Origin of the sequence: Microbulbifer bruguierae (assembly GCF_029869925.1) — a bacterium.
Taxonomy (GTDB): domain Bacteria; phylum Pseudomonadota; class Gammaproteobacteria; order Pseudomonadales; family Cellvibrionaceae; genus Microbulbifer; species Microbulbifer bruguierae.
This window is the reverse complement of the sequence record NZ_CP118605.1, coordinates 1,825,302-1,847,943: the sequence shown is the minus strand read 5'-3', so window position 1 is coordinate 1,847,943 and position 22,642 is coordinate 1,825,302. Positions and strand designations below refer to the sequence as shown.

Here is a 22,642-nt window from a genome sequence, read left to right as displayed (position 1 = left end):
ATGGATTTCAGCTCGGCACGTCAGCAGCTCACCGGTCGCAAGCGCTGGGTCGTAAAAATTGGCAGTGCACTGTTGACCGATAATGGCCGTGGGGTAAACCGCGCGGCCATCCACAACTGGGCGGGGCAGATGGCTGCCCTGCGTCGCCAGGGTATTGAAGTGCTACTGGTTTCCTCCGGTGCGGTGGCGGCGGGGATGGATCGTCTGGGGTGGCGCAAGCGCCCGGAGTCGATTCATCAGTTGCAGGCTGCCGCCGCCGTCGGCCAGAGCCATCTGGTGCAGGTGTACGAACAGGCCTTCGGTCAGTACGACTGCCGCACCGCGCAGATCCTGCTGGATCACGACGATCTCTCCAATCGCACGCGTTACCTGAATGCCCGCAGCACACTGAAGACGCTGCTGGCCCTGGGGGCGGTGCCCATCATCAATGAAAACGACACAGTGGTGACCGACGAGATCCGTTTCGGTGACAACGACACCCTGGGGGCGCTGGTGGCGAACCTGGTGGAGGCGGATGTGTTGTTGATCCTCACCGATGCCGATGGATTGTTTACTGAAGATCCCCGCGACAATCCTGCCGCCGAACTGGTGCGCGAGGCGGTTGCTGCGGATCCGCGGCTGGTGGCCATGGCCGGTGATTCCCGCAGTGGGCTGGGGCGCGGCGGCATGGCCACCAAGGTGCGCGCGGCCCAGTTGGCGGCGCGTTCCGGTGCGCGTACGGTGATTGTCGGCGGTAGTATCGACGGTGTCATCGAGCGGGTCGCCGCGGGCGAAGAATTGGGCACTCTGCTGTTGCCGGAAGCGGATCCCCTGACCGCGCGCAAGCGCTGGCTGGCGGGGCAGTTACAGGTGCGTGGACAGTTGCAGCTGGACGCGGGCGCTGAACGGGCTCTGCGAGCGCAGGGCAAGAGTCTGCTGCCGGTGGGGGTTACAGGTGTCAGCGGCCGCTTTCATCGCGGCGAGCTGGTGAGTTGTGTGGGGGTCGATGGGGTGGAGATTGCGCGCGGCCTGGTGAACTATGACAGTGGTGAGGCGAAGAAAATCTGTGGCCAGCCTTCGGATCGGATTCTGGATCTGTTGGGCTACCGGGACGACGACGAGCTGATCCATCGCGACAATCTGATTCTGCTCTAAGTGATGTAGTTTGGGTTTGTAGGGGCTCGCTGGGCGTTAACCGGTGTTGAGGTTTTGGCGTCGGCCTTCGCGTCAGGTATTGGATGGTTTTGTTCAGGCAATAAAAAACCCCGCATCAGCGGGGTTTTTTGTGCTCAGGAAGTGGCGGCTCAGGCAGCCAGCTTCTTGATCTGGGCGTTCAGGCGGCTCTTGTGGCGAGCGGCCTTATTCTTGTGAATGATGCCCTTGTCAGCCATGCGGTCGATAACCGGCACGGCAGCCGCGTAAGCGGTTTTGGCTTTTTCTGCGTCACCTGCATCGATGGCCGCAACTACCTTTTTGATGTAGGTACGCACCATGGAGCGCAGACTGGCGTTGTGATTGCGGCGCTTTTCGTTCTGGCGCGCGCGTTTCTTCGCTTGAGGTGAGTTGGCCACCGGTTGCTCCTGTCTGGAATCAATAAAACTCGAACATCGGGCCGGGGGCCCGTTTGGGACGCGACATTATCCCCAGCATTGGTTGTTTGTCAACCGCAGCACTCGGCTGTTTGTGACTGGTTCGACTTGTGCTGGACCGGATTCCACGGTGTGGTCAGTGGGGCAGCTGCAGAGTAAAGGTCACGCCCTTGCCGTCGTCGCGATTTTTGGCGCGCAACTCTCCCTGGTGGAAATCGGCGATCAGCCGCGCGATATGCAATCCCAGTCCCAGGTGACCGGCCTTGCCGCCGTCGTTGCGCACGGAAACCAGTGAGTCAAACAGCTTCCGGCCGAAGCCGTCCGGCAGTGGTGGGCCGTCGTTACTCACCGCAATCAGCAGGTGCTTTTTCTTCGGCGATACCACAACTTGAATCTCGCTGCCCAGCGGCGCAAAGCTCACCGCATTGTCGATCAGCTTGTCCAGCAGCTGGGCCAGCAGCTCGGGGGCGCCGTGGTAGGGGAGTGGGGGTTGCGGGCACTGCAGCCGGAACTGGTGGCTGGGGTGAGCGTCGGCGTAGCTCTGGGTCAGCACCTCTAGCAGATCGGCGAGATCAAAGTCTTCCCGCTCCGCCTGGCTGATACTGGCTTCCAGGTGAGTGGCGGCGGACAGTGCGTTGAGAATGGATGACAGGCGCGCGCCACCGTCGGCGGCCCGCTCGGCGTAGCGGCGGCTGTCGCTGTCGAGTTCACCGGCACTCAGGTTGTCCAGTGACGAGCGCACGACCGCCAGTGGGGTGCGCAGCTCGTGGGACAGTTTACCGGCCAGGCTGCGCAGGTATTGGTGGTAATGGTCCAGCTCCGACAGCAGGCTGGCGAACGCGCGATTCAGTGCACCCAGCTCATCCTTGACCCAGGGTTGTGGGAAATCACCGCGCAGGCGACCGCTGGCGTCTACCGCATTGCGCGCAGCCTGGTGCAAACGGCGAATGCGCCAGGACAGCCAGCTGGCGTAGCCCAGCAGCAACAGCAGTACGAGGCCGGCGGCGCCGGCGGTGGTGAGCCACAGGCGACGGGCGGCGGATTCCGTCAGGGACTGTAGCGCACTGGCGGACTGGGCGGTGATGACCCGTCCCAGGAGCGGCCGTTCGATAATATCGTCGGCGCGGGTGACCACCGGCACGCTGACGACGCCGATGCGCTCGTCATCGCCGCCACTCTCCCGGGCATCAAACCACCGGCCGGCAGTTTCCCGGTTGTGGATCAGGGACTCTGGATACTGGTCCCGCGGCAATGGTGGCAATGGTTCGCCGGCGAGGATCTGGCGGTAGAACCAGTGCATCAGCCAGTGGCGGGTGTCGCTTTCGCCAGTTGCTCCGGGGGCGTATTCGTCGCGGATAAAACGGCTGCCGGCGCGGGCCAGTACGAACCCCTCCTGGTCCACCACCGTCAGCTGCAGTTCCGGGCGCGCAAAGTGTTCCAGTTCCTGCTGCAATGCGGGCAGGGGTTCCACCAGTGCACCGGGGCGGCTGTCCGCGGGCAGGGTGCTGGCGCGACGCGCGGGCGTGGCACCGTCGCTGTGTTTGCGGTCAAGCACGGTGATCGCCAGCTCCCCTCCAGTCAGCGCGTAGGGCAGGGAGAATTCCAGCTGGTAACCGTGGGGGGAGGCGGCCCAGCGCCCGCGCAGTCGCAACTCCCGTTGGTAGTCACCGCGACGGGCGTCGTACCACAGGGCGCGCACCGGTCCCTGGCTGGCGACGGGTAGGGTGTACTGCCGAAGAGCGGTGTGGATTTCCACGGTGTCGCCGCTGGAGATACCGCTGCTGCGAGGGTCGTGGTAGCTGGCGCTGCGATCTTTGACCGTCAGCAATAGGTAGATCTGGTCGCCGTGTTTGCCGAGGGTGACCTGGGCCAGGGGTTTGCCCTGCTCATCCCGCAGTACGCGCGGGGATAATTCGAGTGCGCGCCACTCTTCGCCAAGGCCATTCAGTATTGGGGCCTGAGGCAGCGGGTTCAGGTACAGCTGGGCGCCCGGTGGGCGGCCGCTGCGGTTGGCATTGGGGGCGATCAGTTCCGGCGCGCTGGCGAGGCGTGCGGCAACGGCATTGCCGGTGGCTTCCAGGATCTGCATCTGTCCCTGGCTCAGGGCCTGATCCACCTGGCGCAGGTACTGGCAGCCAGCCCAGGGCAGGGCCAGGGTACAGAGACTCAACAGCACCAGTTGCCGGCGTAATTTCACGGTGTGCGGCTCGGTGGATGTTGCGTGTTTTTTCTCTCCATCGGCTTCATACCTGCCAGCGGTAACCCATGCCGTAGGCGGTGCCAATGGCATCAAAGTCGCCGTCGATGGTCTGGAACTTGCGCCGGATGCGTTTGACATGGGAGGTGATGGTGTTGTCATCCAGCACCACGCGCGCCGCCTCCATCAACTGGCTGCGGGATTTGACGTGCCCCGGGCGCCTGGCCAGGGCATGGACGATCCAGAATTCGGTCACCGTCAGGTCTACCGGCTGCCCTTGCCAGTGGCAGTGCAGGCGCGAAACATCCAGGGTCAGGGCGCCCTGGGTCACGATTTCGCTGTCGTCGCTGTGAGAGTGCATGGCGCTTACCCGGCGCAGCAGGGCGCTGATTCGGGCCTGCATATGGGGGAGGGAGATGTCCTTGGTCAGGTAGTCGTCCGCGCCAAGCCGCAGACCGGAAATGATATCCAGCTCGGAATCCCGGGCCGTGAGAAACAGGATCGGCAGGGTCGGCGCCATCGCGCGCAGTTCCCGGCACAGGTCGAAGCCGCCCTCTATTTCGGCGCCGAGACCCACATCGATGACCGCCAGATCCGGCAGTCGCTGTTTGAAGGCGGCCAGGGCATCCGGGCGGGTGTGATAGAGATTCACCTGATAGCCGGTGCGGCGCAGGGCGTCCCGGTAGTTCTCGGCAATGGCGATTTCGTCTTCGACGATGGCGATCGTGGGGCTGGTCATCTGGGCTCGGGCACCGTGATTCGTTGTTATCTGGCTCGTTATCTACGTGGGTATCTACCAGGGTATCTTCGTTGTTATCCGGGGTGACTCTCGGTTATCTGGCGGAAAATCATGCCCGAACAGAGGGGGCGGTGGCAAAAAATCTGCGCAATAAAAAAGCGCGCGGCATACCAATGTCGCGCGCAAGGTTACAGCTTACAGGGTTGCACGGTTCCAGGGGGGAGCCGGCGGCGAGTGCTTTTTCAGAGCACCTGCCGCTGGCATCAGGGGTTCAACAATCTTTCAGACGACAGACGCAAAAACTACTACTTCGAAAGCCGGCGTTTCAAAAACTTTGGGTTCAGAAGGTGCCGGCCACGGATTCCGGCAGGCCGAAGTGGATATCTACCCGGCGCTCCAGGGCGTAGCTGTCTAGGTCGCCCTTGGTGGCCTTCGACTGGCTGGCACCCAGGGCGCGGCGCGCGATACGCTCCGGCGCCACACCGCAGGCTTCCAGGGCCCGCTGCACACTGAGCGCACGCTGGTCGGACAGTACATTGTTGTAACCATCGCTGCCGCGGGGGTCTGAATGGCCTTCCAGGTACACCTGCAGCTGTGGGTGGCGGTTCAGGAAGTCGGCCATGGCGGCGACCTGGTGTTCCTGGGCCTCTTGCAGCTGGTCGTCTCCGGTGGTGAACAGCATCTGGAATTCGAGGCTTTCCATTGCCAGCTGCTTGGCATCATTGGCGGACAGGCGCGCCGCATCCAGTTGTTGTGCCAGGTTGCCCAATTCGCTGCGGCTTTCGGTCAGTTGAGTTGCGAGCATGTCTGCCTCTTCAGCTTGCTTGATCTGTTCGCCCAGCCAGGCTCCACCAAGGGCGCCGGCAATAAAGCCTACCGGGCCACCCACGGCGGCACCCGCAATGGCGGCGCCGGTAAATACAGTGGCCTGTTTGGCCGGGGTCAGGGGGTCGCCCTGCAAATTCTTCTCGGTGTCAGTAGTGGCCACAGCAGCAATGGTGTTCAGGGTCAGACTGCTCAGGGTTACTGCCATCAACATCTTTTTCATGATCGTGTTCCTTGCGATAGGTTTGAAATGACTGCTCTCTGTTTCCGATCCGGTAGCTTTACCGTCTCGGTTGATCGTCATTTAAACCTCGCAAGGAGGCGCTGGCGTGGCGCCAGCGGGGCAAATTCCGCAGCAATTATGGCGAATTGTGACAGGCCGCCCTGTGATTCAGTTCGCCTCTGGCAAAGTCTGCGTCGCAGTCATTTCTGGTATCGTCGATAGCGACTGTCACGGGGCCGCTCGATACGTACCCGCACCCGCTGGGGTCGCGGGCCTATGGCCACAATGGCATACAGCAGAATCGCCAGAAGCAGTGCGATAATCAGCGCATTGATGGTCATTCCGTTTCTCCTTTGTTACCGGCAATCCCTGCGGTTCGCCAACGGCATAGACTGAGTATAGTTCCGCGTGGCGCCAAAAGTAGGGCATCCAGTTGTCTGTCGCCATGAACGCCGACGGGATGTCTGTGGTGGCAGCGCTGGATTGCGGTAGACTTGCCGGCCATCACTTCCGTGAAGTCTGTATACCTTCAATTTTTGTCACTAGTCAGTAAACACTACCAGTAAATAGGAATAGGGACTTGGCCGTATCACCGCCCGACAGGGAAGGATCTGGGGCACCAGCTCAGACAGAAATAAATAGTTCTCAGCGCGGCCTGTTGCGCGGTACATCCGTGGTTGGTGGCGCCACCTTACTATCCCGTGTGATGGGGTTGGCGCGCGACGTGGTATTTGCACGACTCACCGGTGCCAGCGACGCGGCGGATGCTTTTTTTGTTGCGTTCAAAATCCCCAATTTCTTTCGCCGGCTCTTCGCCGAGGGGGCCTTTTCCCAGGCGTTTGTGCCGGTTCTCGCGGAGTACCGCCAGAAGGGGGGGCTCGCGGCGGTCAGGGAACTCAACGACCGTGTCGCCGGCGCCCTTGGTGGCACCCTGTTGCTGGTCACTCTGTTCGGCGTACTCTGCGCGCCGCTGGTGGCCGGAATCTTTGCGTTCGGCTGGTGGTGGGGGGGCAGCGAGCCGCAGAAATTCGCCCTGGCTGCGGACATGTTGCGGGTCACCTTTCCCTATTTGATGCTGATTTCGCTCACCGGATTTGCCGGAGCCATTCTCAACAGCTTCGACCGCTTCGCGATTCCCGCGCTGACCCCGGTGCTGCTCAACCTGGTGCTGATTGCTGCAGCGACGGTGGCGGCGGGGTGGTTTGAGCCACAGGTGATGGCCCTGGCCTGGGGCGTGCTGATTGCCGGCGTGGTGCAGCTGCTGTTCCAGATCCCCTTTCTCGCCAGAGAGGGACTGTTGCCCCGACCGCGGTGGGACTGGCAGCATCGGGGGGTGCGCAAAATCCTGCGCCTGATGGCGCCGGCGATTTTCGGGGTGTCAGTGACCCAGATCAGCCTGGTGCTGGACACCATGCTGGCGTCTTTCCTGCCCACGGGGTCGGTAACCTGGTTGTATTTCTCCGATCGACTTACCGAGCTGCCTCTGGGGGTGTTCGGGGTGGCGGTGGCCACGGTGATTTTGCCCAATCTGTCGCGCCAGCATGCCGGTGGCGATCCGCAGCGCTTTCGCCACACCATCGACTGGGCACTGCGCTGTGTGACCCTGATCGCGCTGCCGGCGGCAGTGGCGCTGTTCATTCTCGCCGAGCCGCTTCTCACCGTACTGTTCCAGTACGGCAATATGACCCCGCGGGATATGGACATGGCCGCCTGGTCGCTGCGGGCCTACACCTTCGGGTTGTTGGCATTCATGCTGATCAAGGTGCTGGCTCCCGGTTATTTCGCGCGTCAGGACACGGCCACGCCAGTGAAATTCGGTCTGATCGCCATCGCGTCGAAAATGCTGTTGAGCCTGCTATTTGTCATCCCCCTGCATATGTACTTCCAGCTCGGCCATATGGGACTCGCCATGGCTACCGCCGGGCAGGCGGCGATCAACGCCTGGCTGTTGTATCGCGGTTTGCGCGAGGGCGGCGTTTACGCGCCGGAGGCCGGTTGGGGCGCCTTTCTGATGCGCCTGCTGCTGGCAAACCTGGCGATGGTGGCGGTTTTACTGACGCTGCTTTATTTCTGGCCGCACTGGTTTGACTGGTCCTGGTGGCAGCGTGCCTGGCGCATGGGCGCGCTGGTGACGGCAGGTGGTGCGGCTTATGGCCTTACCCTGCTCGCCAGCGGCCTGCGCCCGCGGCATTTTCGGGCCACTTCCTGAAATTTGCCGGTCCCCAGAGGGGCCGCAAATCCGTTATACTGCGCCGCTTGATTTTGCAAGGGTGAGTGAAGCAACGTGACCGAGCAACGGGAGCTGATTCGCGGGTTACACAACCTGCGGCCGCGCCACCGGGGATGTGTGGCGACCATCGGATCTTTCGATGGCGTGCACCTTGGGCACCAGGCCATCATCAGCCAGTTGCGGGCCCGTGCCAGTGAGCACAAACTGCCTGCAGTTGCGATCATCTTTGAGCCCCAGCCCCACGAGTACTTCTCCGGCGAAAAAGCGCCGGCGCGACTGATGCGTTTCAAGGAGAAGGTGCTGGCGCTGTTTGCCGCTGGCGTGGACCGGGTACTTTGCCTGCAGTTCAACGAGCGCCTGCGCAGCCTAAGTGGTGAGGCTTTTGTCCAGCAGGTACTGGTGGATGGGCTGGCAATCCGCCATCTGGTGGTGGGGGATGATTTCCGCTTCGGTTGCGATCGCAGTGGTGACTATGCGCTACTGCAGCGGACCGGTGTGGAATCCGGTTTTACCGTGGAGGACACGGCTACCCTGGAGATTGCCGGTGAGCGTGTGAGCAGTACCCGCATCCGCGAGGCGCTGCAGTGTGCAGATTTTGCCCTGGCGGAGCAGCTGTTGGGCAAGCCCTACCGGATCACCGGCCTTGTGGCCCGCGGTCGGGCACTGGGTCGGCAACTGGGTGCACCTACGGCCAACGTACGCCTGCACCGCTACCGCTCGCCTCTGGTCGGCGTGTACACGGTGACCGCAAAGCACACCGACGGCAGCCCCATGAGCGGCAGCTGCATGGAAGTGGCGGGTGTGGCCAATGTGGGTTTCCGCCCGACGGTGGAAGGCGAGGGCGCTAAGCCACTATTGGAAGTGCACCTGTTCGATTTCAGTGGCGATTTGTATGGCCGTGAAATCGCGGTCACTTTCCATCACAAGTTACGTGACGAAGCGAAGTTTGAGTCCCTCGACATCCTCAAACAGAAAATCGCCGCAGACATTGAAAACGCTAAAGCGTGGTTTGCAAACAGCAAATCAAAATGAACGAATGACCAATTCGTATCTGACGAAGTAATTCACCCAGATGCGAAAGCAGAGCGCCGGGGGCGGGTTTTCGGGAGCGTCGCAAACAGGATGTTTGCGCCGCAGCGCCCAGGGATGGGTTGAAGGGGGGCGCCTAGCCCGGTCCCGAAAATCCGCCCCCGGCGTTCTGCTGCCACCGGAATCGCTTCAATGGGCCCCCGGCTCATCAACGGAGCTCTGTTCATACATCGGTGGCGCCAGAGCACTGGGGATCAGGTTTCAAAATCGCTGCGAGTACATCCATGTACGCTCCGGCGGTGACGTCCTGTCACCGACGGTTTTGAAACCTGATCCCCAGCACTCCGGCTTAAATTCTAAGTTTCTTGCTTCGTAAGCCATTGGGCCCGAACGAAGTGAGAGGCAGTGTTGAACGATGAATTACTTTTCGAGCTACAACCGAAGTAGATAGCCAATGACCGATTACAAAGCGACCCTGAATCTGCCTGAAACCGATTTCCCCATGCGCGGCAATCTGCCCAATAGGGAGCCGGAAATTCTGAAGAAATGGCAAGAAGGAAAGCTCTACGAAAAAATTCGTGAAGCCCGTGCCGGTCGTGAACAGTTTATCCTGCACGACGGCCCTCCCTATGCCAATGGCGATATTCATATCGGTCACTCGGTCAACAAGATCCTGAAAGATATCATCGTCAAATCGAAAACCCTCAGTGGCTTCGACGCCCCCTACGTGCCCGGCTGGGACTGCCACGGCCTGCCGATCGAGCACAAAGTGGAGCAGAAGGTCGGCAAGGCCGGCGTAAAGGTAGATCACAAAACCTTCCGCCAGAAATGTCGCGAGTACGCCGCCAAACAGGTAGAAGGGCAGAAAAAAGATTTCATCCGCCTCGGCGTATTCGGCGAGTGGGACAACCCCTACCGCACCATGGATTTCCAGTTTGAAGCCGACATCATTCGCGCCCTTAGCGGCGTGGTGAAAAATGGCCACCTGTCTCGGGGATTCAAACCGGTCTACTGGAGTGTCGTGGGTGGTTCCGCGCTGGCGGAGGCAGAAGTCGAGTATCAGGACAAAACCTCCTTCTCCATTTATGTGAAATACCCGGTAACCAAAGAAGCGGCACTGGCCATCGCCGATGCCGCCGGTGGCCACGCCGGTGACGGCGACCTTTCCGTGGTTATCTGGACCACCACCCCCTGGACCCTGCCGTCCTCACAGGCAGTTTCCGTACACGCCGACCTGGAATATGTTGTGGTGCAGGTGGGCGACGAGCGCCTTTTGGTCGCTGCAGAACTGAAAAACGCAGTGCTTGAAGTGGCGGGTTTGAGTGGCGAGGTGGTCGGTCACATCCAAGGCGCCGCGCTGGAACACTTAAAGGTCAACCATCCGTTCTACGACAAGCAGCTGCCGCTGATCCTCGCCGACCACGTGACCACCGATGCCGGTACCGGCTGTGTACACACCGCGCCGGACCACGGCCCGGATGACTTCAATGTGGGCAAGCGCTACGGTATCGAAACCCTGAACTATGTGGACGACAACGGTGTTTACCGGGACTCGGTGCCGCTGTTTGCCGGCGAACATGTGTACAAGGTGGACGGCAAGATTGTCGAGCTGCTGGAAGAAAAGGGTGTACTGCTGCACCAGGGCAAGCTGGTACACAGCTACCCGCACTGCTGGCGTACCAAAACCCCGCTGATCTACCGCGCGACTCCGCAGTGGTTTGTCAGCATGCAGCAGAACGACCTGCTGGAACACGCGCAGAAAGCCGCGGACGAAGCGCAGTGGATTCCCAGCTGGGGCAAGGCGCGTATCGATTCCATGCTGAATGCGAGCCCCGACTGGTGTATCTCCCGTCAGCGCACCTGGGGTGTGCCTATCGCGCTGTTCGTGCACAAAGAAACCCACGAAATCCATCCGGATACTCCGGCGTTGATGGAAAAAGTCGCGCAGAAGGTTGAACAGGGTGGTATGGACGTCTGGTTTGAACTGGATGCCAAAGAGCTGCTGGGGGACGATGCCGACAACTACCAGAAAGTCACCGACACCCTGGATGTGTGGTTCGATTCCGGCGTGACGCATTACGCTGTGCTGGAGCGCCGCGACGGCCTGCGTTTCCCGGCGGACCTGTACCTGGAAGGTTCCGACCAGCATCGCGGCTGGTTCCAGTCCTCCCTGAAAACCTCCATCGCCATCAATGACTGCGCGCCCTACAAACAGGTGTTGACGCACGGCTTTACCGTGGATGCCCAGGGCCGCAAGATGTCCAAATCCATCGGCAATACGGTGGCGCCGCAGGACGTTATCAACAAGCTGGGCGCGGACGTGCTGCGCCTGTGGGTTTCCGCCACCGATTTCAGTGGCGAAATGGCGGTGTCCGATGAAATCCTCAAGCGCACCGCGGACTCTTACCGCCGCCTGCGCAACACCGCGCGTTTCTTCCTCTCCAACCTGGCGGGCTTCGAGCCGGAAACGGATTTGTTGCCGGTGGATGAACTGCTGGCGCTGGACCGCTGGGCCCTGGAGCAGGCGGCCAAACTGCAGGACGAAATCATCGCCGCCTACGACCGCTATCAGTTCCACCAGATCTATCAGAAACTGCACAACTTCTGTGTGGTGGAAATGGGCGGCTTCTACCTGGATATCATCAAGGATCGCCAGTACACCACCCAGGCAGACAGCGTCGCGCGCCGCTCTGCGCAATCGGCGCTGTACCATATCATGCACGCGTTCGTCCGCTGGATCGCGCCAATTCTCAGCTTTACCGCCGAAGAACTGTGGCAGTTTGTTCCCGGTAACAAGGAAGACAGTGTGATGCTGGCGGAGTGGTATGAATTCCCGGCGTTGCCGCAGGGTGCGGAAATGGACAGTGAATTCTGGGATGCCATCGCCGACGTTAAGACAGCGGTGAACAAGGTACTGGAAGAACAGCGTGGTGCCGGCAATATTGGTGGCTCCCTGCAGGCATCCGTGACCCTGTTTGCGGATCCTGCACTGCAGGAAAAGCTGGCGGCACTGAAAGACGAGCTGCGCTTTGTACTCATCTGCTCGTCCACTTCCGTGCAGCCATTGTCCGACGCCGCTGGTGCGCAAGAGACCGAGCTGGCGGGCCTGCGGGTTGCGGTGCATAAAGTGGATGCGCCCAAGTGTGGTCGCTGCTGGCACTATCGCGAAGACGTGGGCAGCAACAAAGAGCACCCGGAGTTGTGTGGTCGCTGTGTAGATAACGTGAGCGGCGACGGCGAGGTACGTCACTATGCCTAAGCTGTTCGCCGCCCCCTGGCGCTGGTACCTGCTCGCGCTATTGGTGATTCTGCTGGATATCGCTACCAAGGTGTGGGCCGTGGAGCAGTTTATGCACGGCCCCGCGCTGCAGATTGTTCCGGGTTTTCTGCAATTTACTTACGCAGAAAATTACGGTGCCGCGTTTAGTTTTCTCGCCGATGCCGGTGGCTGGCAGCGTTGGTTTTTCGGCGCAGTGGCGCTGATCTTCAGCGCCGTCGTCATTGTCTGGATTCGCCGTCTGCCACAGGGCCGGCGCTGGGAGCCCACCGCGCTGGCGCTCATTCTCGGCGGTGCCCTGGGCAATCTGTGGGACCGTATTTTGCTGGGTTATGTGCGCGACTTTATTTCCGTGTATTACGGTAACTGGCATTTTCCGGTGTTCAACGTTGCCGATGTAGCCATTTCGGTGGGTGCCGCGATGCTGGTGATCGAGCTGCTGTTTTTCAAAGAACAGAGTGAAACTTCCAGCAAAAACAGCGCAGAAGTGTAAATTTTCAGAGCAGTACCATATTTAGAGCAGTAGCATGAGCAATAACGTAATCGGTGAACACAGCCGGGTAACCCTGCACTTCAGCCTGAAACTGGATGACGGTTCTGAGATCGATTCCAACTTCGAGGGCGATCCGGCCACTTTTATCGTGGGTGACGGCAATTTGTTGCCCGGTTTCGAGCGTGCCCTGTTTGGTCTCAAGGCCGGCGACGAGGCTGAGATCGAAGTCCCGCCGGAAGCGGGCTTTGGCCAGCGCAACCCGTCCAATATCCAGAAAGTACGCCGGGATCACTTCGCCGCCGATATGGAACTGGAAGAAGGTCTTGTAGTTTCCTTCGACAACGGCAGCGGTGAACTGCCCGGAATTATCCGCGAGATCGGCGAAGACGAAGTGGAAGTTGATTTCAATCACCCGCTGGCCGGCCAGACGGTGTTCTTCCATGTAAAAATTCTCGAAGTGGCCTCGGTCAACTAATTCTTCAGTTAGACAGGTCAAGGACGCAACAGTATGCAAATTCGCCTCGCCAACCCCCGCGGTTTCTGTGCCGGTGTCGATCGCGCGATCGATATCGTCAACCGCGCGCTGGATGTCTTCGGCGCACCAATCTATGTGCGGCACGAGGTCGTGCACAACAAGTTTGTGGTCGACAGTTTGCGCGAGCGCGGTGCCGTCTTTGTGGATGAGCTGGATGAAGTACCGGACGATGTCATCGTCATCTTTAGTGCCCACGGTGTATCCAAGGCGGTGCAGCAGGAAGCGGCCAGCCGCGGCCTCAAGGTGTTTGATGCTACCTGTCCGCTGGTTACCAAGGTGCACATGGAGGTGAGTAAATTCAGCAGTGACGGCAGTGAGTGCATTCTGATCGGCCACCAGGGTCACCCGGAAGTGGAAGGTACCATGGGACAGTACGACACCAGCAATGGTGGCGCCATCTATCTGGTGGAGGATGCGGCAGACGTGGCTAGGCTGGAAGTGAAGTCTCCGGACGACCTCACTTTCGTCACCCAGACTACTCTCTCTGTAGACGACACCTCCCGGGTGATCGACGCCCTGAGAGCCAAATTTCCCAATATCCGCGGTCCGCGCAAAGACGATATCTGCTACGCGACCCAGAACCGCCAGGATGCCGTGCGTCAGCTGGCACTGGAATGCGATCTGGTGCTGGTGGTAGGCAGCCCCAACAGTTCCAATTCCAACCGCTTGCGGGAGCTGGCAGAGCGCTGCGGCACCGATTCCCATCTTATCGACGGGCCCGGGTGTATCTCTCCCGCCTGGCTCGCGGGGAAAAATACCATCGGCATCACCGCCGGGGCCTCGGCGCCGGAAGTGCTGGTGGAGAGGGTGATTCTCAAATTGCGCGAACTGGGTGCAGACGCGCCGGATGAGGTGGCTGGTATTCCTGAAAACATCAGCTTTTCTCTGCCGAAAGAGCTTCGCTGAGCGCTTTAGGCTCTCTTGTTTTTCTCTTTTCTCCTCTTCTTTTTACTCTGTTTTTTCCCTTCTCCCGGGCTGACCACTTGTCGGCCCGATGCTACCGTTTGTGTGTTTTAACGCCAAGAAATGACCCTAAAGTGCTAAGCTCCCACCCCGCTTGGCACCGTTTTCATTGGTGAAAATTCCAACAAATAACAAGTAGTGCGGTTCAGATGAAAGTCCCAACAGAATCCAGGGGGTTCACCCTGGTTGAACTGATGGTTGTCATAACGGTATTGGCCATCGTTATGGCAATCGGCATCCCCTCTTTTAATACGTTGATCAAGAATAATCGTTTGACCGCCGCGGTAAATGACCTCGCGGGCGGATTGAGTTATGCCCGTGCAGAGGCTGTACGGCGAGGGCGCTCGGTGCGGGTGGACAGCCTGTCTGGCGGCCTCTCCGAGGGACTGCGGGTCTGGTTCGATGCCGATGGTGACAACGGCTTCGACGACGACGGCACAGAAGAGTTGAGGTTGGTCAATTTCTCCGGGTCCAGCGGCGTTACCGCTGCCGGAAATGTGGATGGTACCGCGAGCACTTCCCTCAGCCTGAGTTACAGCCCGCGAGGCTCCGTCAGTGGCGGTGGCAACCAGTTCAAATTGACCCTGTGTGACGACCGCGCGGGTAACTACGGCAAGGAACTCAATGTGCTGGCGTCTGGGGTTATGCGAACCAATTCCAACATCACCTGTGCACAGGAGGCCGCGTCTTGAATGCCTTGAGTAAATCCGCCGGCGCTACCTTGATCGAAGTGCTGGTCACCGTTCTGGTTCTTGCGGTGGGGCTGCTGGGTCTTTCGTCCACACAGGTGATGAGCCTGAAGAATGGCAACAACGCTCACCACCGCTATCTCGCCGCACTGGCAGCCCAGGAAATGGCCGAGCGTATACGGGCCAACCCTGCAGGGCTCGGGCTTGGGAGCTACAACGACAAGACCGTCAACGGCACCGATGAAACGGCGCAAAGTTGCAGCTCTGGCTGCGATGGTGCCCAGATTGCGGTGATGGATCTGTACGACTGGGGGCAGGTCATTTCCGACAATTTGCCAGGGGGTACCGGAGAGATAGACCGGCAAGGCAATGTAGTCACTTTTACCGTGAAATGGAAAGAGCAGCACACGGGTGAAGAGGCGGGGACCGGCGACGGTCTGGACGATTCGGAATTTGTATTGGTGGTGGAGTTATGAAGCGGAATTCCCTGTCCGGGCAGCACGGCCTGTCCCTGATTGAACTGATGATTGCGATGGTGCTGAGTGCCATTTTGCTGTGGGGCGTTTTGCAGATCTTCGACAGCAACCGCGACACTATCCGTATGCAGAACGCCTTTGCGCGGGTGCAGGAAAGTGGCCGCTTTGCCATCGACCTGCTGGGCAAGGAAATTCGTATGGCGGACTACTGGGGGTGCGCTCCAGATACGGCCAGTATCCGCAACCACCTGGATACCAACGATCCTGATTACTCGGAGGATGTTCTGGGTGATCTCGGGGCCGAGGGCATCCTGGGTACCGACAATGCTTCCAGCCTGACCATTGGCAGTAAAACGGTAACCGATGGTACAGACGTACTGTATCTGCGCGGCGCCGACGATGCCTGTGGTGGCACTGGCCGTATGGTGCCGAGTACCCAGGCCGCGGCACTGCATGTAAGCCAGAACTGCAATGTACAGCAAGGGCAAACAGTGCTGCTGAGCAATTGCCAGAGTGGCGAACTGATGACCATCACCAACGTACAGGGTGGTGGTGGCGGTAGCTCAAACAAGCTCACCGTTGTCCACAACCTGGGCTCCCTTGCGGATGGCCTTATCGAAAACGCGACCAAAGACCTCCAGCGTCAGTACGGCGGAGATGCCCGCATTCTCGTGCCCTACCAGCGCATCTTCTTTATTTCCTCCAGTGACGTCACCGCCGGTAGCCCGGCTCTGTTTATCAGCGAGAACGGTGCCGACGCCCAGGAACTGATACCCGGAGTGGAGGATATGCAGATCCTGTACGGTCGCGACACCAACGGGGATAACACCGCGGATACCTGGACCAATGCCAGCGGCCTTACTCCGGAGCAGATGGAAGATGTCCAGGTACTGAGACTACAGCTGGTGGTGACCAGCGATATGAACGTCGATACCGAGGAACTGACGGTAACAGACCTGGACAACACCAATACCACCTACGACGACGGCAAATTGAGGAAGGTCTACCTGACCACAGCCAAAATCCGCAACCGGGGGAGCATGTAATGGCGTCGCTACGCAAGCAGCAGGGGGCCGTGCTGGTGATCAGCCTTATCGTGCTGCTGATATTGACCATGATCGGAATGTCCGCCGCACGCACGGTTTTGCTGCAGGAAAAAATGACTTTTGCTTCCCGCGACGCCAAGGTCGCACTGGAAGTGGCGGAAGCCGTGGTCAAGCAGGCAGAAGCGTATGTGGAAGGTCTTTCCACGACCGGTGATTTCGGTACGGCCAGCTGGCTGCATGTGGAGGGCGAAGGGCCGGACAGCCTGCTGGATACCACCACCTGGGACAACACCAACTCCCGGGAATTTGAAGTGGAAATGCTGGCCGCGGACGGCACCAGCAAGATGAAAGGCCGTGCCTATATCGAACTCGCCGGTGAGGCCGACAAAGAAGACCCGGCGAATGACATTGTGGTCGGTGGCTACGGCCAGTCCACCGGCGGTGGCGAAATCAAAGTGTTCCGTATTGTTGCGCTGGGCGTGGGTATCTCCGAAACCACCACGCGTACCATTGTCAGCCACTACGGAAAACGCTTCTAAGGTGTAAGGGAATTCAAGATGCGAAAAAACAAAACACTACGCCGGACTCTGAAAACCATCGCCAGTGCCGGTTTTACCTTTGCCTACACCCTGGCAGCTGCCGAGTCCGTGCAAATCGCGAATACCCCGTTGCAGGCTACCGGGACTGTGCAGCCTAACCTGATGATTTTGCTGGATTCGTCCCTATCGATGAATGCATGTGACGTTGAAGGCGGGTGGGCGTGTACTGACACCCTCTCCGACGGGCGAAGCCGATTGCAAACCGCAAAGGCGGCGGTGTCGGATTTGCTGGACTCGATTTCAGATGAAAGCATGCGGGTGGGGTTCGCCACTTTTGATGGTTCTTCAGGGGCAAAGATTCGTCGGAATATCGATTCTTTGACCACAACACAGCGTGACGCGATCAAAACCCAGGTTAGCGACCTTTCGGCCGGCGATTTTACCCCACTGGCCGAGTCGGTGATGGATATAGGCCGTTATTTTACCTACGGATATACCAGTGACCTGACCCTGCATCCGGGTGATTCTTTCGATCAGACCGAAAGCACCGCTGGTGTCAGTAGTATATTTTCCAGCGCACCCGCGTATGTCGATGGTCTCTCGGCACCCAGTAATGTTGTGCAAGCGTACTGCCAGAAAAATTTTATGCTGTTGCTTACCGATGGCGAGCCAACAGAAGATCGAAGTATCAGTGATAGCCTGAAGGACTATGCCTATAGCTGCCCGGAAGCTGATTCCAGTTGTAAAAATAAGAAGCCCAATGCGGATGGAAGCTACGGTGATAGTTATGCATTCAGCGGCTCCGCTTATTTACGCGATGTGGCCGCCGCGCTCTATGACATGGATCTTCGTCCCGACCTCAACGACTACGATGACAATGCAGTAAAAAATAACGTAACCAGCTATTTCGTAGGGTTTGCTGATGGGGACCTCGCGGATAACCAGTTGCTCAAAGATGCGGGCGCTAATGGTGGTGGCAGTTATATCTATGCTAATAATGCTGCCAGTCTGGCGGACGCATTTAACAGCGCTATCGGCTCTATCGCCAACTCCATCGGCAGCCAGTCGTCAGTCTCTTTCAACTCGACCTCGCTGGATATCGGTTCGGTTATCTATTCCGCACAGTTCGATACCAGTGACAACAGCGGTCGACTGTATGCGCGTTCGATGAATGCGGACACAGGACGAATTGCCGCGACCTTATGGGATGCGGCTGAAAAGCTGGCAGTGCGCACTTCTGCAGATAGACAGATTATTACCTCGCTCAATGGCGCGGGAGTACCTTTTACCGCCAGTGCTTTGCGCAGCGCTGACGCAATTGTGAGTAACAATGTCAGCGTTGTTGTAAAGCGCAACGGTTCTACCAAAAGGAATGTGCAGCTTGTGGTAGATAGCACGCCGTTAGGATCTTTGGTATCGCTGAATAATGACAAGGATACTGCTCTGGAAGGCACTGTCTCGGATACATCGGCGGATATTCGTATCGTTTGTAGTGACTGCACAAGCACCGGTTCGGTGACGATTGTTAGCGCAACCCTCAATGGTGTTGCGCAAAGTGTTGGTGTTGACGTGACCTCGGAAGGCGCGTCACACAGCTTGGGCAGCCTGGAAGACAACGGAGTGGTAACCTATACCGCTCACCGTATGGATTTGCAGGTAAACGCACAATCTGGAAATCCCGACGACCTGTGGGAAGACCGCCTCAACTATATCCGCGGCGATACGTCCAAGGATGCCACTGACGATTTTCGCCGCCGTGGTACTTTTAATAGCGGCGATGCCTCCGGTCAGGTCAAACTGCTTGGTGATATCGTCCACTCCACGCCTATCTATGTTGGCAAGCCGGAGCTGAACTGGTCGGAGAGTTTCGGTGGTGATGTCTATACCCAGTTCCAGCTCGACAATCTCAGCCGTACTCCTATGGTTTATGTCGGCGCCAATGACGGTATGTTACATGGCCTTCGCGCGAGTGACGGCGTAGAGATTTTTGCCTATATACCCTCGCTGTTGCTGAGCAATGATCAGGGCAAAGGCCTGCACGCCTTTACTTCCCCGGCCTACAACCATCGCTACTATGTCGACCAGACGCCGACTATCTCGGATGTGTATATCACGCCCCGCAGCAGTAATTCGGACGAGTGGCGCACGGTACTGGTGGGCGGCCTGCGCGGGGGTGGCAAGGGGTATTTCGCCCTGGATATCACCAATCCGGATGCGACAGGTACGGATAAGTTGAGCACCGCCGAAACCAATGCTGCGAACATTGTCATGTGGGAATTCGATGGCGGTGACGCAACCGATCGCGCAAATATGGGACTGAGTTTTTCCGAAGCGCAGATTGCCAAATTGAATAACGGCAAGTGGGCCGCAATTTTTGGTAACGGCTACGAGAGTGATAACGGCGTGGCGGGCTTGTTTGTCGTGTATATCGAAGAAGGAATGGACGGCTGGAGCAGCGGCGACTGGAAGTTTATTTCCACGGGTGTGGGGGCTACCGGTAGCGGCCGCAACAATGGCTTGTCCTCGCCGCGCCTGATTGACCTTGATGGCGACAACGTAGTCGATCGCGTGTACGCCGGCGATATGCGCGGCAATATGTGGGCCTTTGATCTGGAATCCAGCAGTGATGCTAACTGGCAAGTGGATTACAGTGGCAAGCCGTTATTCAGTGTCGGTAGCGGGGAAGCGCGCAATGCGATTACCGCAGCGCCGATGGTTGCACGTAACACGGCGGTGCCCAACGGCGATGCGCCCAACGTGTTGGTCATGTTCGGAACCGGCCAATATCTTGCGCAGTCGGATCTTTCCGAGAGTACCGGAGGGAATTTTTACGCGGTCTGGGATAAGGGTACTTCCGAGCTGGATGCCGCCAGCCTGGCACTGCGTACACCGGAAGAGTCGGCGTCCGGCAGGTCCATTTCCAGTACCACTCTCACAGCGGTCGACTGGTCGACCCAATACGGTTGGTATATGTCGCTGAAGGACTCATCCGGTAGTTATGCTGCCGAGCGGGTGGTGAGTGCCCCGGCGCTACGCCGGAACACCTTGTTCTTCAATACCATCATACCGAACCCGCAGCCCTGTGCCTCCAGTGGCACCGGCTGGCTGATGAGTCTGGATTTCCGCACCGGTCTGCCGGAAGTGGGTTTGCAGCGCCCGGTTGCAGATTTCAACAACGACGGCGAAATCAATCTGAACGATTCCGGGTATGTGGGCAAAATCTTTACCAGTACCCCCTGCACCGGAGAGGGTTGTGGTGATAGCGACGCTCTTCCGCCGGGGATGCCGGGGCAACCAGGTTTTATTGGTGAGGTGCGGTGTACGCCTGGCAGTGCGGGGGATGTGATCTGTGACGATATCGATGTGGGCAAGGAGGAGCGCGAAGGGCGTCTTTCCTGGGAAGAAGTCACCCCGGACTGATGTGGCGATTTTACAAAACCGTTAGAGGCCCGGGCTCGTGTCGTCCGGGCGTTCAATGACAAGAAGTTTGCTGGAGAGAAAGTATGAAAGCACAGCGCGGGTTTACCCTGATCGAGCTTATCATCGTCGTGGCCATTATCGCCCTTCTTGCGGGGATCGCCTGGCCGTCCTATCAGGAGCACGTAAAGACAACACGGCGTGCAGATGCCCAGGGTGCCCTGATGGCGCTGGCACAGGCAATGGAAAGGCACTTTACTGACAAGGGTACTTATAGCGGCGCGGCGGACAATAACGGTATCCCCACAATTTTTGCCGGCGAAGCGCCGCTCGACGGTGGAGCAAAATTCTATAATCTGAGAATTACCGCCGCTGACGGCACTTCCTATACGCTTCAGGCGCAACCGAAAAATGGTCAGGCCGGAGATGGCAACTTGCAGCTGAAATCCAGTGGCCAAAAAGCCTGGGATCGTGACAACGATGGCAGTCTTACCGATGCAGGGGACCTCTGCTGGAGTAAATCCTGTTCCTGACCTCTTGAATTGCTATCAGCAATTCTCCGCAGTGGTTCGGGCGACCCTGACCCGACCACTGCGAGTTAGAATGAGTTGGTAGCCATCTTCACCATCTGTCGGACAGATGGTGAAGGTTCCTGCCTGGAATCCGCCACTGCTCAATGTACCCGCAAAGCGGCTTTCGCCACTGCCGATAAATGATACATAGTTGGTAAGAGGTGTGTTGGCAGTTACGGTTACGCCCGCCAGTGGGCCAGCTGTGATTATTTGTGGTTCGTCTAAATCCCGTTCGCCATCGAAATCCCGGTCATAAAATACTTCCCAGCCGGATTGCCAGCTTCCGAGTTTGCGCAAAGTGGCCCTGCGATTACTGGAAATGGCTTTGGTTCGTGTAAGTCGAATGGCCTGTAGTAATGCGTCCGTTGCGGTACGGGTTCTATTGGACTCTACCTGCTGCTGGAAGCTGGGAATGCCAATGGTAAGAAGAATACTCAGAATACTGAGGGTGATTAGTAGCTCTAATAACGTAAGACCTCTCGCACACATAACTCCTCCCTGAATTCGCCATAATGCTAACGGCGTCCATCCTGGAGACCGTTTATTCCCTTATTTTTACCGTTTGTCGGTCGTAACAGCGGCGCCATACCGTTGCGTGATAGGGTGCAAAAAAAATTAGCATTGCAGTGATTCTGTATCCAGTGGCGAATTAGCGCTTTTGGTCCAGTTAATGAAAGGTGCGCCAGATTTAGGAGTTCGCTCGTACCAGTTCAGTAATACGTCGCTTTTTATTCGACGCCGCAAAAAAAATCAGTGATTGCGATAGGGATTATCGTCACAGGCTCAAGGGAGTTGGCCAATCATGGGATTCAGACAACAGGGACTTACCCTTCTCGAGTTAATGGTGACACTTGCCGTGCTCGCCGTTGTGGCTGCCATAGCCATTCCAAATTTCACCACCTTGGTTAATAACAATCGATCGATCGCTCTGGGAGAAGACTTGGCCGGAGCGCTTCATTATGCACGCAGCGAAGCGGTAAAACGCTCCGCCAGTGTCACCTTGTGTGCAAGCGCAAGCGGAACCGCTTGCGATGGCGATTGGACAGATAACTGGATTGCTATTGTCGATACCGCAGCCAGCGACAGTTCGGCGATCCCTGTGGTCGGGGAAGTACTTAGGCAATGGCAGATAGCTGGAAATAGTGCGGTAATCAGTGCCAAACAAGATACGTCGGACGTGGATTTTGTTCGTTTTACCGGCAAGGGTTTGTTGGGCGGGTCAGGAAGTGGCTCAATCGTAATAAATTCCAGTATTAGTGGCTGTGCTGCAAATTCTGGACGGAGGTTGACAATCGGTGTTGCGGGTGTAGTCAGTGTCGCTCGCAGTTCCAATGGATGTAGCTGAAACGGAGTTCGGTTATGAAAAAGCAGCAGGGTGCAGGGCTGATTGAAGTCCTGGTGACTGTATTGATTATGGGGACATCACTATTGGCATTGGCGGCATTGCAGAGTAAATCACTGCATTACAACCACGGTGCCTATCTTCGCTCTCAGGCGAATATCCTTGCCTACGATCTTCTCGACCGAATCCGGCTAAATCAGGAAAAGCTGGATTCCTATCTACTTGAGCCGGCCGACCCTGCGGATGCGGATGCCGACGCCCCCGAAGAAGAAGCTGAACCCGCCGAATCAACTCTCGCCAGCCAGGACTTGGAGGAGTGGCAGTCTGAACTTCAGTCGGCACTGCCGGGGGCAAATGGTCAAGTGAGTTGTGAGGCAGTACACCGGGTATGTACAGTAACTATTGAGTGGTCTGAACAAAACAGTTCCGGCGACACCAGTGAAGACACCACCAAGTTTGTTTATACAACCCGTATTTAAGAG

Annotated in this window: 21 protein-coding genes; 15 read left to right on the top strand and 6 right to left on the bottom strand. The window is 58.2% G+C overall.

Annotated features, from left to right (window positions below):
• Positions 1-1,134 (top strand): glutamate 5-kinase, encoded by a 1,134-nt coding sequence (gene proB, locus PVT68_RS07910; protein ID WP_280322189.1) that lies wholly within the window; start codon positions 1-3, stop codon positions 1,132-1,134.
• A gap of 149 nt (positions 1,135-1,283) precedes the next feature.
• Here the strand turns inward: proB and rpsT are convergent, their stop codons facing one another.
• From rpsT to PVT68_RS07885, 5 genes are all read right to left on the bottom strand, one after another.
• The gene (gene rpsT / locus PVT68_RS07905) at positions 1,284-1,550 is read right to left on the bottom strand and encodes a 30S ribosomal protein S20 (RefSeq protein ID WP_226666362.1); all 267 of its coding nucleotides are present in this window, start codon (positions 1,548-1,550) and stop codon (positions 1,284-1,286) included.
• Positions 1,551-1,704: 154 nt separating this feature from the next.
• The gene (locus PVT68_RS07900; RefSeq protein WP_280322185.1) at positions 1,705-3,858 is read right to left on the bottom strand and encodes an ATP-binding protein; all 2,154 of its coding nucleotides are present in this window, start codon (positions 3,856-3,858) and stop codon (positions 1,705-1,707) included.
• Positions 3,812-4,504, bottom strand: a complete 693-nt coding sequence (gene pdsR / locus PVT68_RS07895; protein WP_280322184.1) for a proteobacterial dedicated sortase system response regulator — start codon at positions 4,502-4,504, stop codon at positions 3,812-3,814. Before pdsR ends, PVT68_RS07900 begins: the two co-directional genes overlap by 47 nt.
• A 340-nt stretch (positions 4,505-4,844) precedes the next feature.
• Positions 4,845-5,552 carry an OmpA family protein gene (locus PVT68_RS07890; RefSeq protein WP_280322182.1) on the bottom strand — a complete coding sequence of 236 codons (708 nt, stop codon included), beginning with the start codon at positions 5,550-5,552 and terminating at the stop codon, positions 4,845-4,847.
• Between the two features lie 200 nt (positions 5,553-5,752).
• Positions 5,753-5,893 carry a hypothetical protein gene (locus PVT68_RS07885; protein WP_280322181.1) on the bottom strand — a complete coding sequence of 47 codons (141 nt, stop codon included), beginning with the start codon at positions 5,891-5,893 and terminating at the stop codon, positions 5,753-5,755.
• 314 nt (positions 5,894-6,207) lie between these two features.
• Here PVT68_RS07885 and murJ point away from each other — a divergent pair, with 314 nt between their 5' ends.
• The 12 genes from murJ to PVT68_RS07825 all read left to right on the top strand — a co-directional run bounded on the left by murJ (position 6,208) and on the right by PVT68_RS07825 (position 20,779).
• Complete coding sequence (murJ, locus tag PVT68_RS07880; RefSeq protein WP_407666145.1) at positions 6,208-7,761, top strand: murein biosynthesis integral membrane protein MurJ; 1,554 nt, start codon at positions 6,208-6,210, stop codon at positions 7,759-7,761.
• A gap of 75 nt (positions 7,762-7,836) precedes the next feature.
• A complete protein-coding gene (gene ribF, locus PVT68_RS07875) occupies positions 7,837-8,814 on the top strand; it encodes a bifunctional riboflavin kinase/FAD synthetase (protein ID WP_280322180.1) in 978 nt (325 codons plus the stop codon).
• A gap of 451 nt (positions 8,815-9,265) precedes the next feature.
• A complete protein-coding gene (gene ileS, locus PVT68_RS07870) occupies positions 9,266-12,070 on the top strand; it encodes an isoleucine--tRNA ligase (protein ID WP_280322179.1) in 2,805 nt (934 codons plus the stop codon).
• Positions 12,063-12,581 (top strand): signal peptidase II, encoded by a 519-nt coding sequence (lspA, locus tag PVT68_RS07865; protein WP_280322178.1) that lies wholly within the window; start codon positions 12,063-12,065, stop codon positions 12,579-12,581. Before ileS ends, lspA begins: the two co-directional genes overlap by 8 nt.
• A 34-nt stretch (positions 12,582-12,615) precedes the next feature.
• Positions 12,616-13,056, top strand: a complete 441-nt coding sequence (locus PVT68_RS07860) for an FKBP-type peptidyl-prolyl cis-trans isomerase (RefSeq protein WP_280322177.1) — start codon at positions 12,616-12,618, stop codon at positions 13,054-13,056.
• Between the two features lie 33 nt (positions 13,057-13,089).
• Positions 13,090-14,022 carry a 4-hydroxy-3-methylbut-2-enyl diphosphate reductase gene (gene ispH / locus PVT68_RS07855; RefSeq protein ID WP_280322176.1) on the top strand — a complete coding sequence of 311 codons (933 nt, stop codon included), beginning with the start codon at positions 13,090-13,092 and terminating at the stop codon, positions 14,020-14,022.
• 206 nt (positions 14,023-14,228) lie between these two features.
• Positions 14,229-14,771 (top strand): GspH/FimT family pseudopilin, encoded by a 543-nt coding sequence (locus PVT68_RS07850; protein WP_280322175.1) that lies wholly within the window; start codon positions 14,229-14,231, stop codon positions 14,769-14,771.
• Complete coding sequence (gene pilV / locus PVT68_RS07845; RefSeq protein ID WP_280322173.1) at positions 14,768-15,244, top strand: type IV pilus modification protein PilV; 477 nt, start codon at positions 14,768-14,770, stop codon at positions 15,242-15,244. Before PVT68_RS07850 ends, pilV (PVT68_RS07845) begins: the two co-directional genes overlap by 4 nt.
• Complete coding sequence (locus PVT68_RS07840; protein ID WP_280322172.1) at positions 15,241-16,290, top strand: PilW family protein; 1,050 nt, start codon at positions 15,241-15,243, stop codon at positions 16,288-16,290. The genes pilV (PVT68_RS07845) and PVT68_RS07840 overlap by 4 nt, the downstream gene beginning before the upstream one ends.
• Positions 16,290-16,829 carry a pilus assembly PilX family protein gene (locus PVT68_RS07835; protein ID WP_280322171.1) on the top strand — a complete coding sequence of 180 codons (540 nt, stop codon included), beginning with the start codon at positions 16,290-16,292 and terminating at the stop codon, positions 16,827-16,829. The genes PVT68_RS07840 and PVT68_RS07835 overlap by 1 nt, the downstream gene beginning before the upstream one ends.
• 18 nt (positions 16,830-16,847) lie before the next feature.
• Entirely contained in the window at positions 16,848-20,249 is a 3,402-nt protein-coding gene (locus tag PVT68_RS07830) for a pilus assembly protein (RefSeq protein WP_280322170.1), read from the top strand.
• Between the two features lie 83 nt (positions 20,250-20,332).
• On the top strand, positions 20,333-20,779 hold the full coding sequence (locus PVT68_RS07825; RefSeq protein WP_280322169.1) for a type IV pilin protein: 447 nt from the start codon (positions 20,333-20,335) through the stop codon (positions 20,777-20,779).
• Between the two features lie 15 nt (positions 20,780-20,794).
• Here PVT68_RS07825 and PVT68_RS07820 read toward each other — a convergent pair whose 3' ends face one another.
• Positions 20,795-21,307 carry a GspH/FimT family pseudopilin gene (locus PVT68_RS07820; RefSeq protein WP_280322167.1) on the bottom strand — a complete coding sequence of 171 codons (513 nt, stop codon included), beginning with the start codon at positions 21,305-21,307 and terminating at the stop codon, positions 20,795-20,797.
• 313 nt (positions 21,308-21,620) lie between these two features.
• Between PVT68_RS07820 and PVT68_RS07815 the strand changes: the two genes are divergently transcribed.
• Both PVT68_RS07815 and pilV (PVT68_RS07810) read left to right on the top strand, forming a co-directional pair.
• Entirely contained in the window at positions 21,621-22,163 is a 543-nt protein-coding gene (locus tag PVT68_RS07815; RefSeq protein ID WP_280322165.1) for a GspH/FimT family pseudopilin, read from the top strand.
• Between the two features lie 14 nt (positions 22,164-22,177).
• Complete coding sequence (gene pilV, locus PVT68_RS07810; protein ID WP_280322163.1) at positions 22,178-22,639, top strand: type IV pilus modification protein PilV; 462 nt, start codon at positions 22,178-22,180, stop codon at positions 22,637-22,639.
• Positions 22,640-22,642 lie beyond the last annotated feature (3 nt).

Bases quoted from the DNA above. Each gene is read 5' to 3' on its own strand.
- PVT68_RS07830 (WP_280322170.1), top strand. From the start codon at position 16,848: ATGCGAAAAAACAAAACACTACGCCGGACTCTGAAAACCATCGCCAGT.
- lspA (WP_280322178.1), top strand. From the start codon at position 12,063: ATGCCTAAGCTGTTCGCCGCCCCCTGGCGCTGGTACCTGCTCGCGCTA.
- PVT68_RS07835 (WP_280322171.1), top strand. From the start codon at position 16,290: ATGGCGTCGCTACGCAAGCAGCAGGGGGCCGTGCTGGTGATCAGCCTT.
- ispH (WP_280322176.1), top strand. From the start codon at position 13,090: ATGCAAATTCGCCTCGCCAACCCCCGCGGTTTCTGTGCCGGTGTCGAT.
- proB (WP_280322189.1), top strand. From the start codon at position 1: ATGGATTTCAGCTCGGCACGTCAGCAGCTCACCGGTCGCAAGCGCTGG.
- pilV (WP_280322163.1), top strand. From the start codon at position 22,178: ATGAAAAAGCAGCAGGGTGCAGGGCTGATTGAAGTCCTGGTGACTGTA.
- PVT68_RS07850 (WP_280322175.1), top strand. From the start codon at position 14,229: ATGAAAGTCCCAACAGAATCCAGGGGGTTCACCCTGGTTGAACTGATG.
- pdsR (WP_280322184.1), bottom strand. From the start codon at position 4,504: ATGACCAGCCCCACGATCGCCATCGTCGAAGACGAAATCGCCATTGCC.
- PVT68_RS07885 (WP_280322181.1), bottom strand. From the start codon at position 5,893: ATGACCATCAATGCGCTGATTATCGCACTGCTTCTGGCGATTCTGCTG.
- PVT68_RS07900 (WP_280322185.1), bottom strand. From the start codon at position 3,858: ATGCCATTGGCACCGCCTACGGCATGGGTTACCGCTGGCAGGTATGAA.
- PVT68_RS07890 (WP_280322182.1), bottom strand. From the start codon at position 5,552: ATGAAAAAGATGTTGATGGCAGTAACCCTGAGCAGTCTGACCCTGAAC.
- ileS (WP_280322179.1), top strand. From the start codon at position 9,266: ATGACCGATTACAAAGCGACCCTGAATCTGCCTGAAACCGATTTCCCC.
- PVT68_RS07820 (WP_280322167.1), bottom strand. From the start codon at position 21,307: ATGTGTGCGAGAGGTCTTACGTTATTAGAGCTACTAATCACCCTCAGT.
- PVT68_RS07815 (WP_280322165.1), top strand. From the start codon at position 21,621: ATGGGATTCAGACAACAGGGACTTACCCTTCTCGAGTTAATGGTGACA.
- PVT68_RS07860 (WP_280322177.1), top strand. From the start codon at position 12,616: ATGAGCAATAACGTAATCGGTGAACACAGCCGGGTAACCCTGCACTTC.
- PVT68_RS07825 (WP_280322169.1), top strand. From the start codon at position 20,333: ATGAAAGCACAGCGCGGGTTTACCCTGATCGAGCTTATCATCGTCGTG.
- PVT68_RS07840 (WP_280322172.1), top strand. From the start codon at position 15,241: ATGAAGCGGAATTCCCTGTCCGGGCAGCACGGCCTGTCCCTGATTGAA.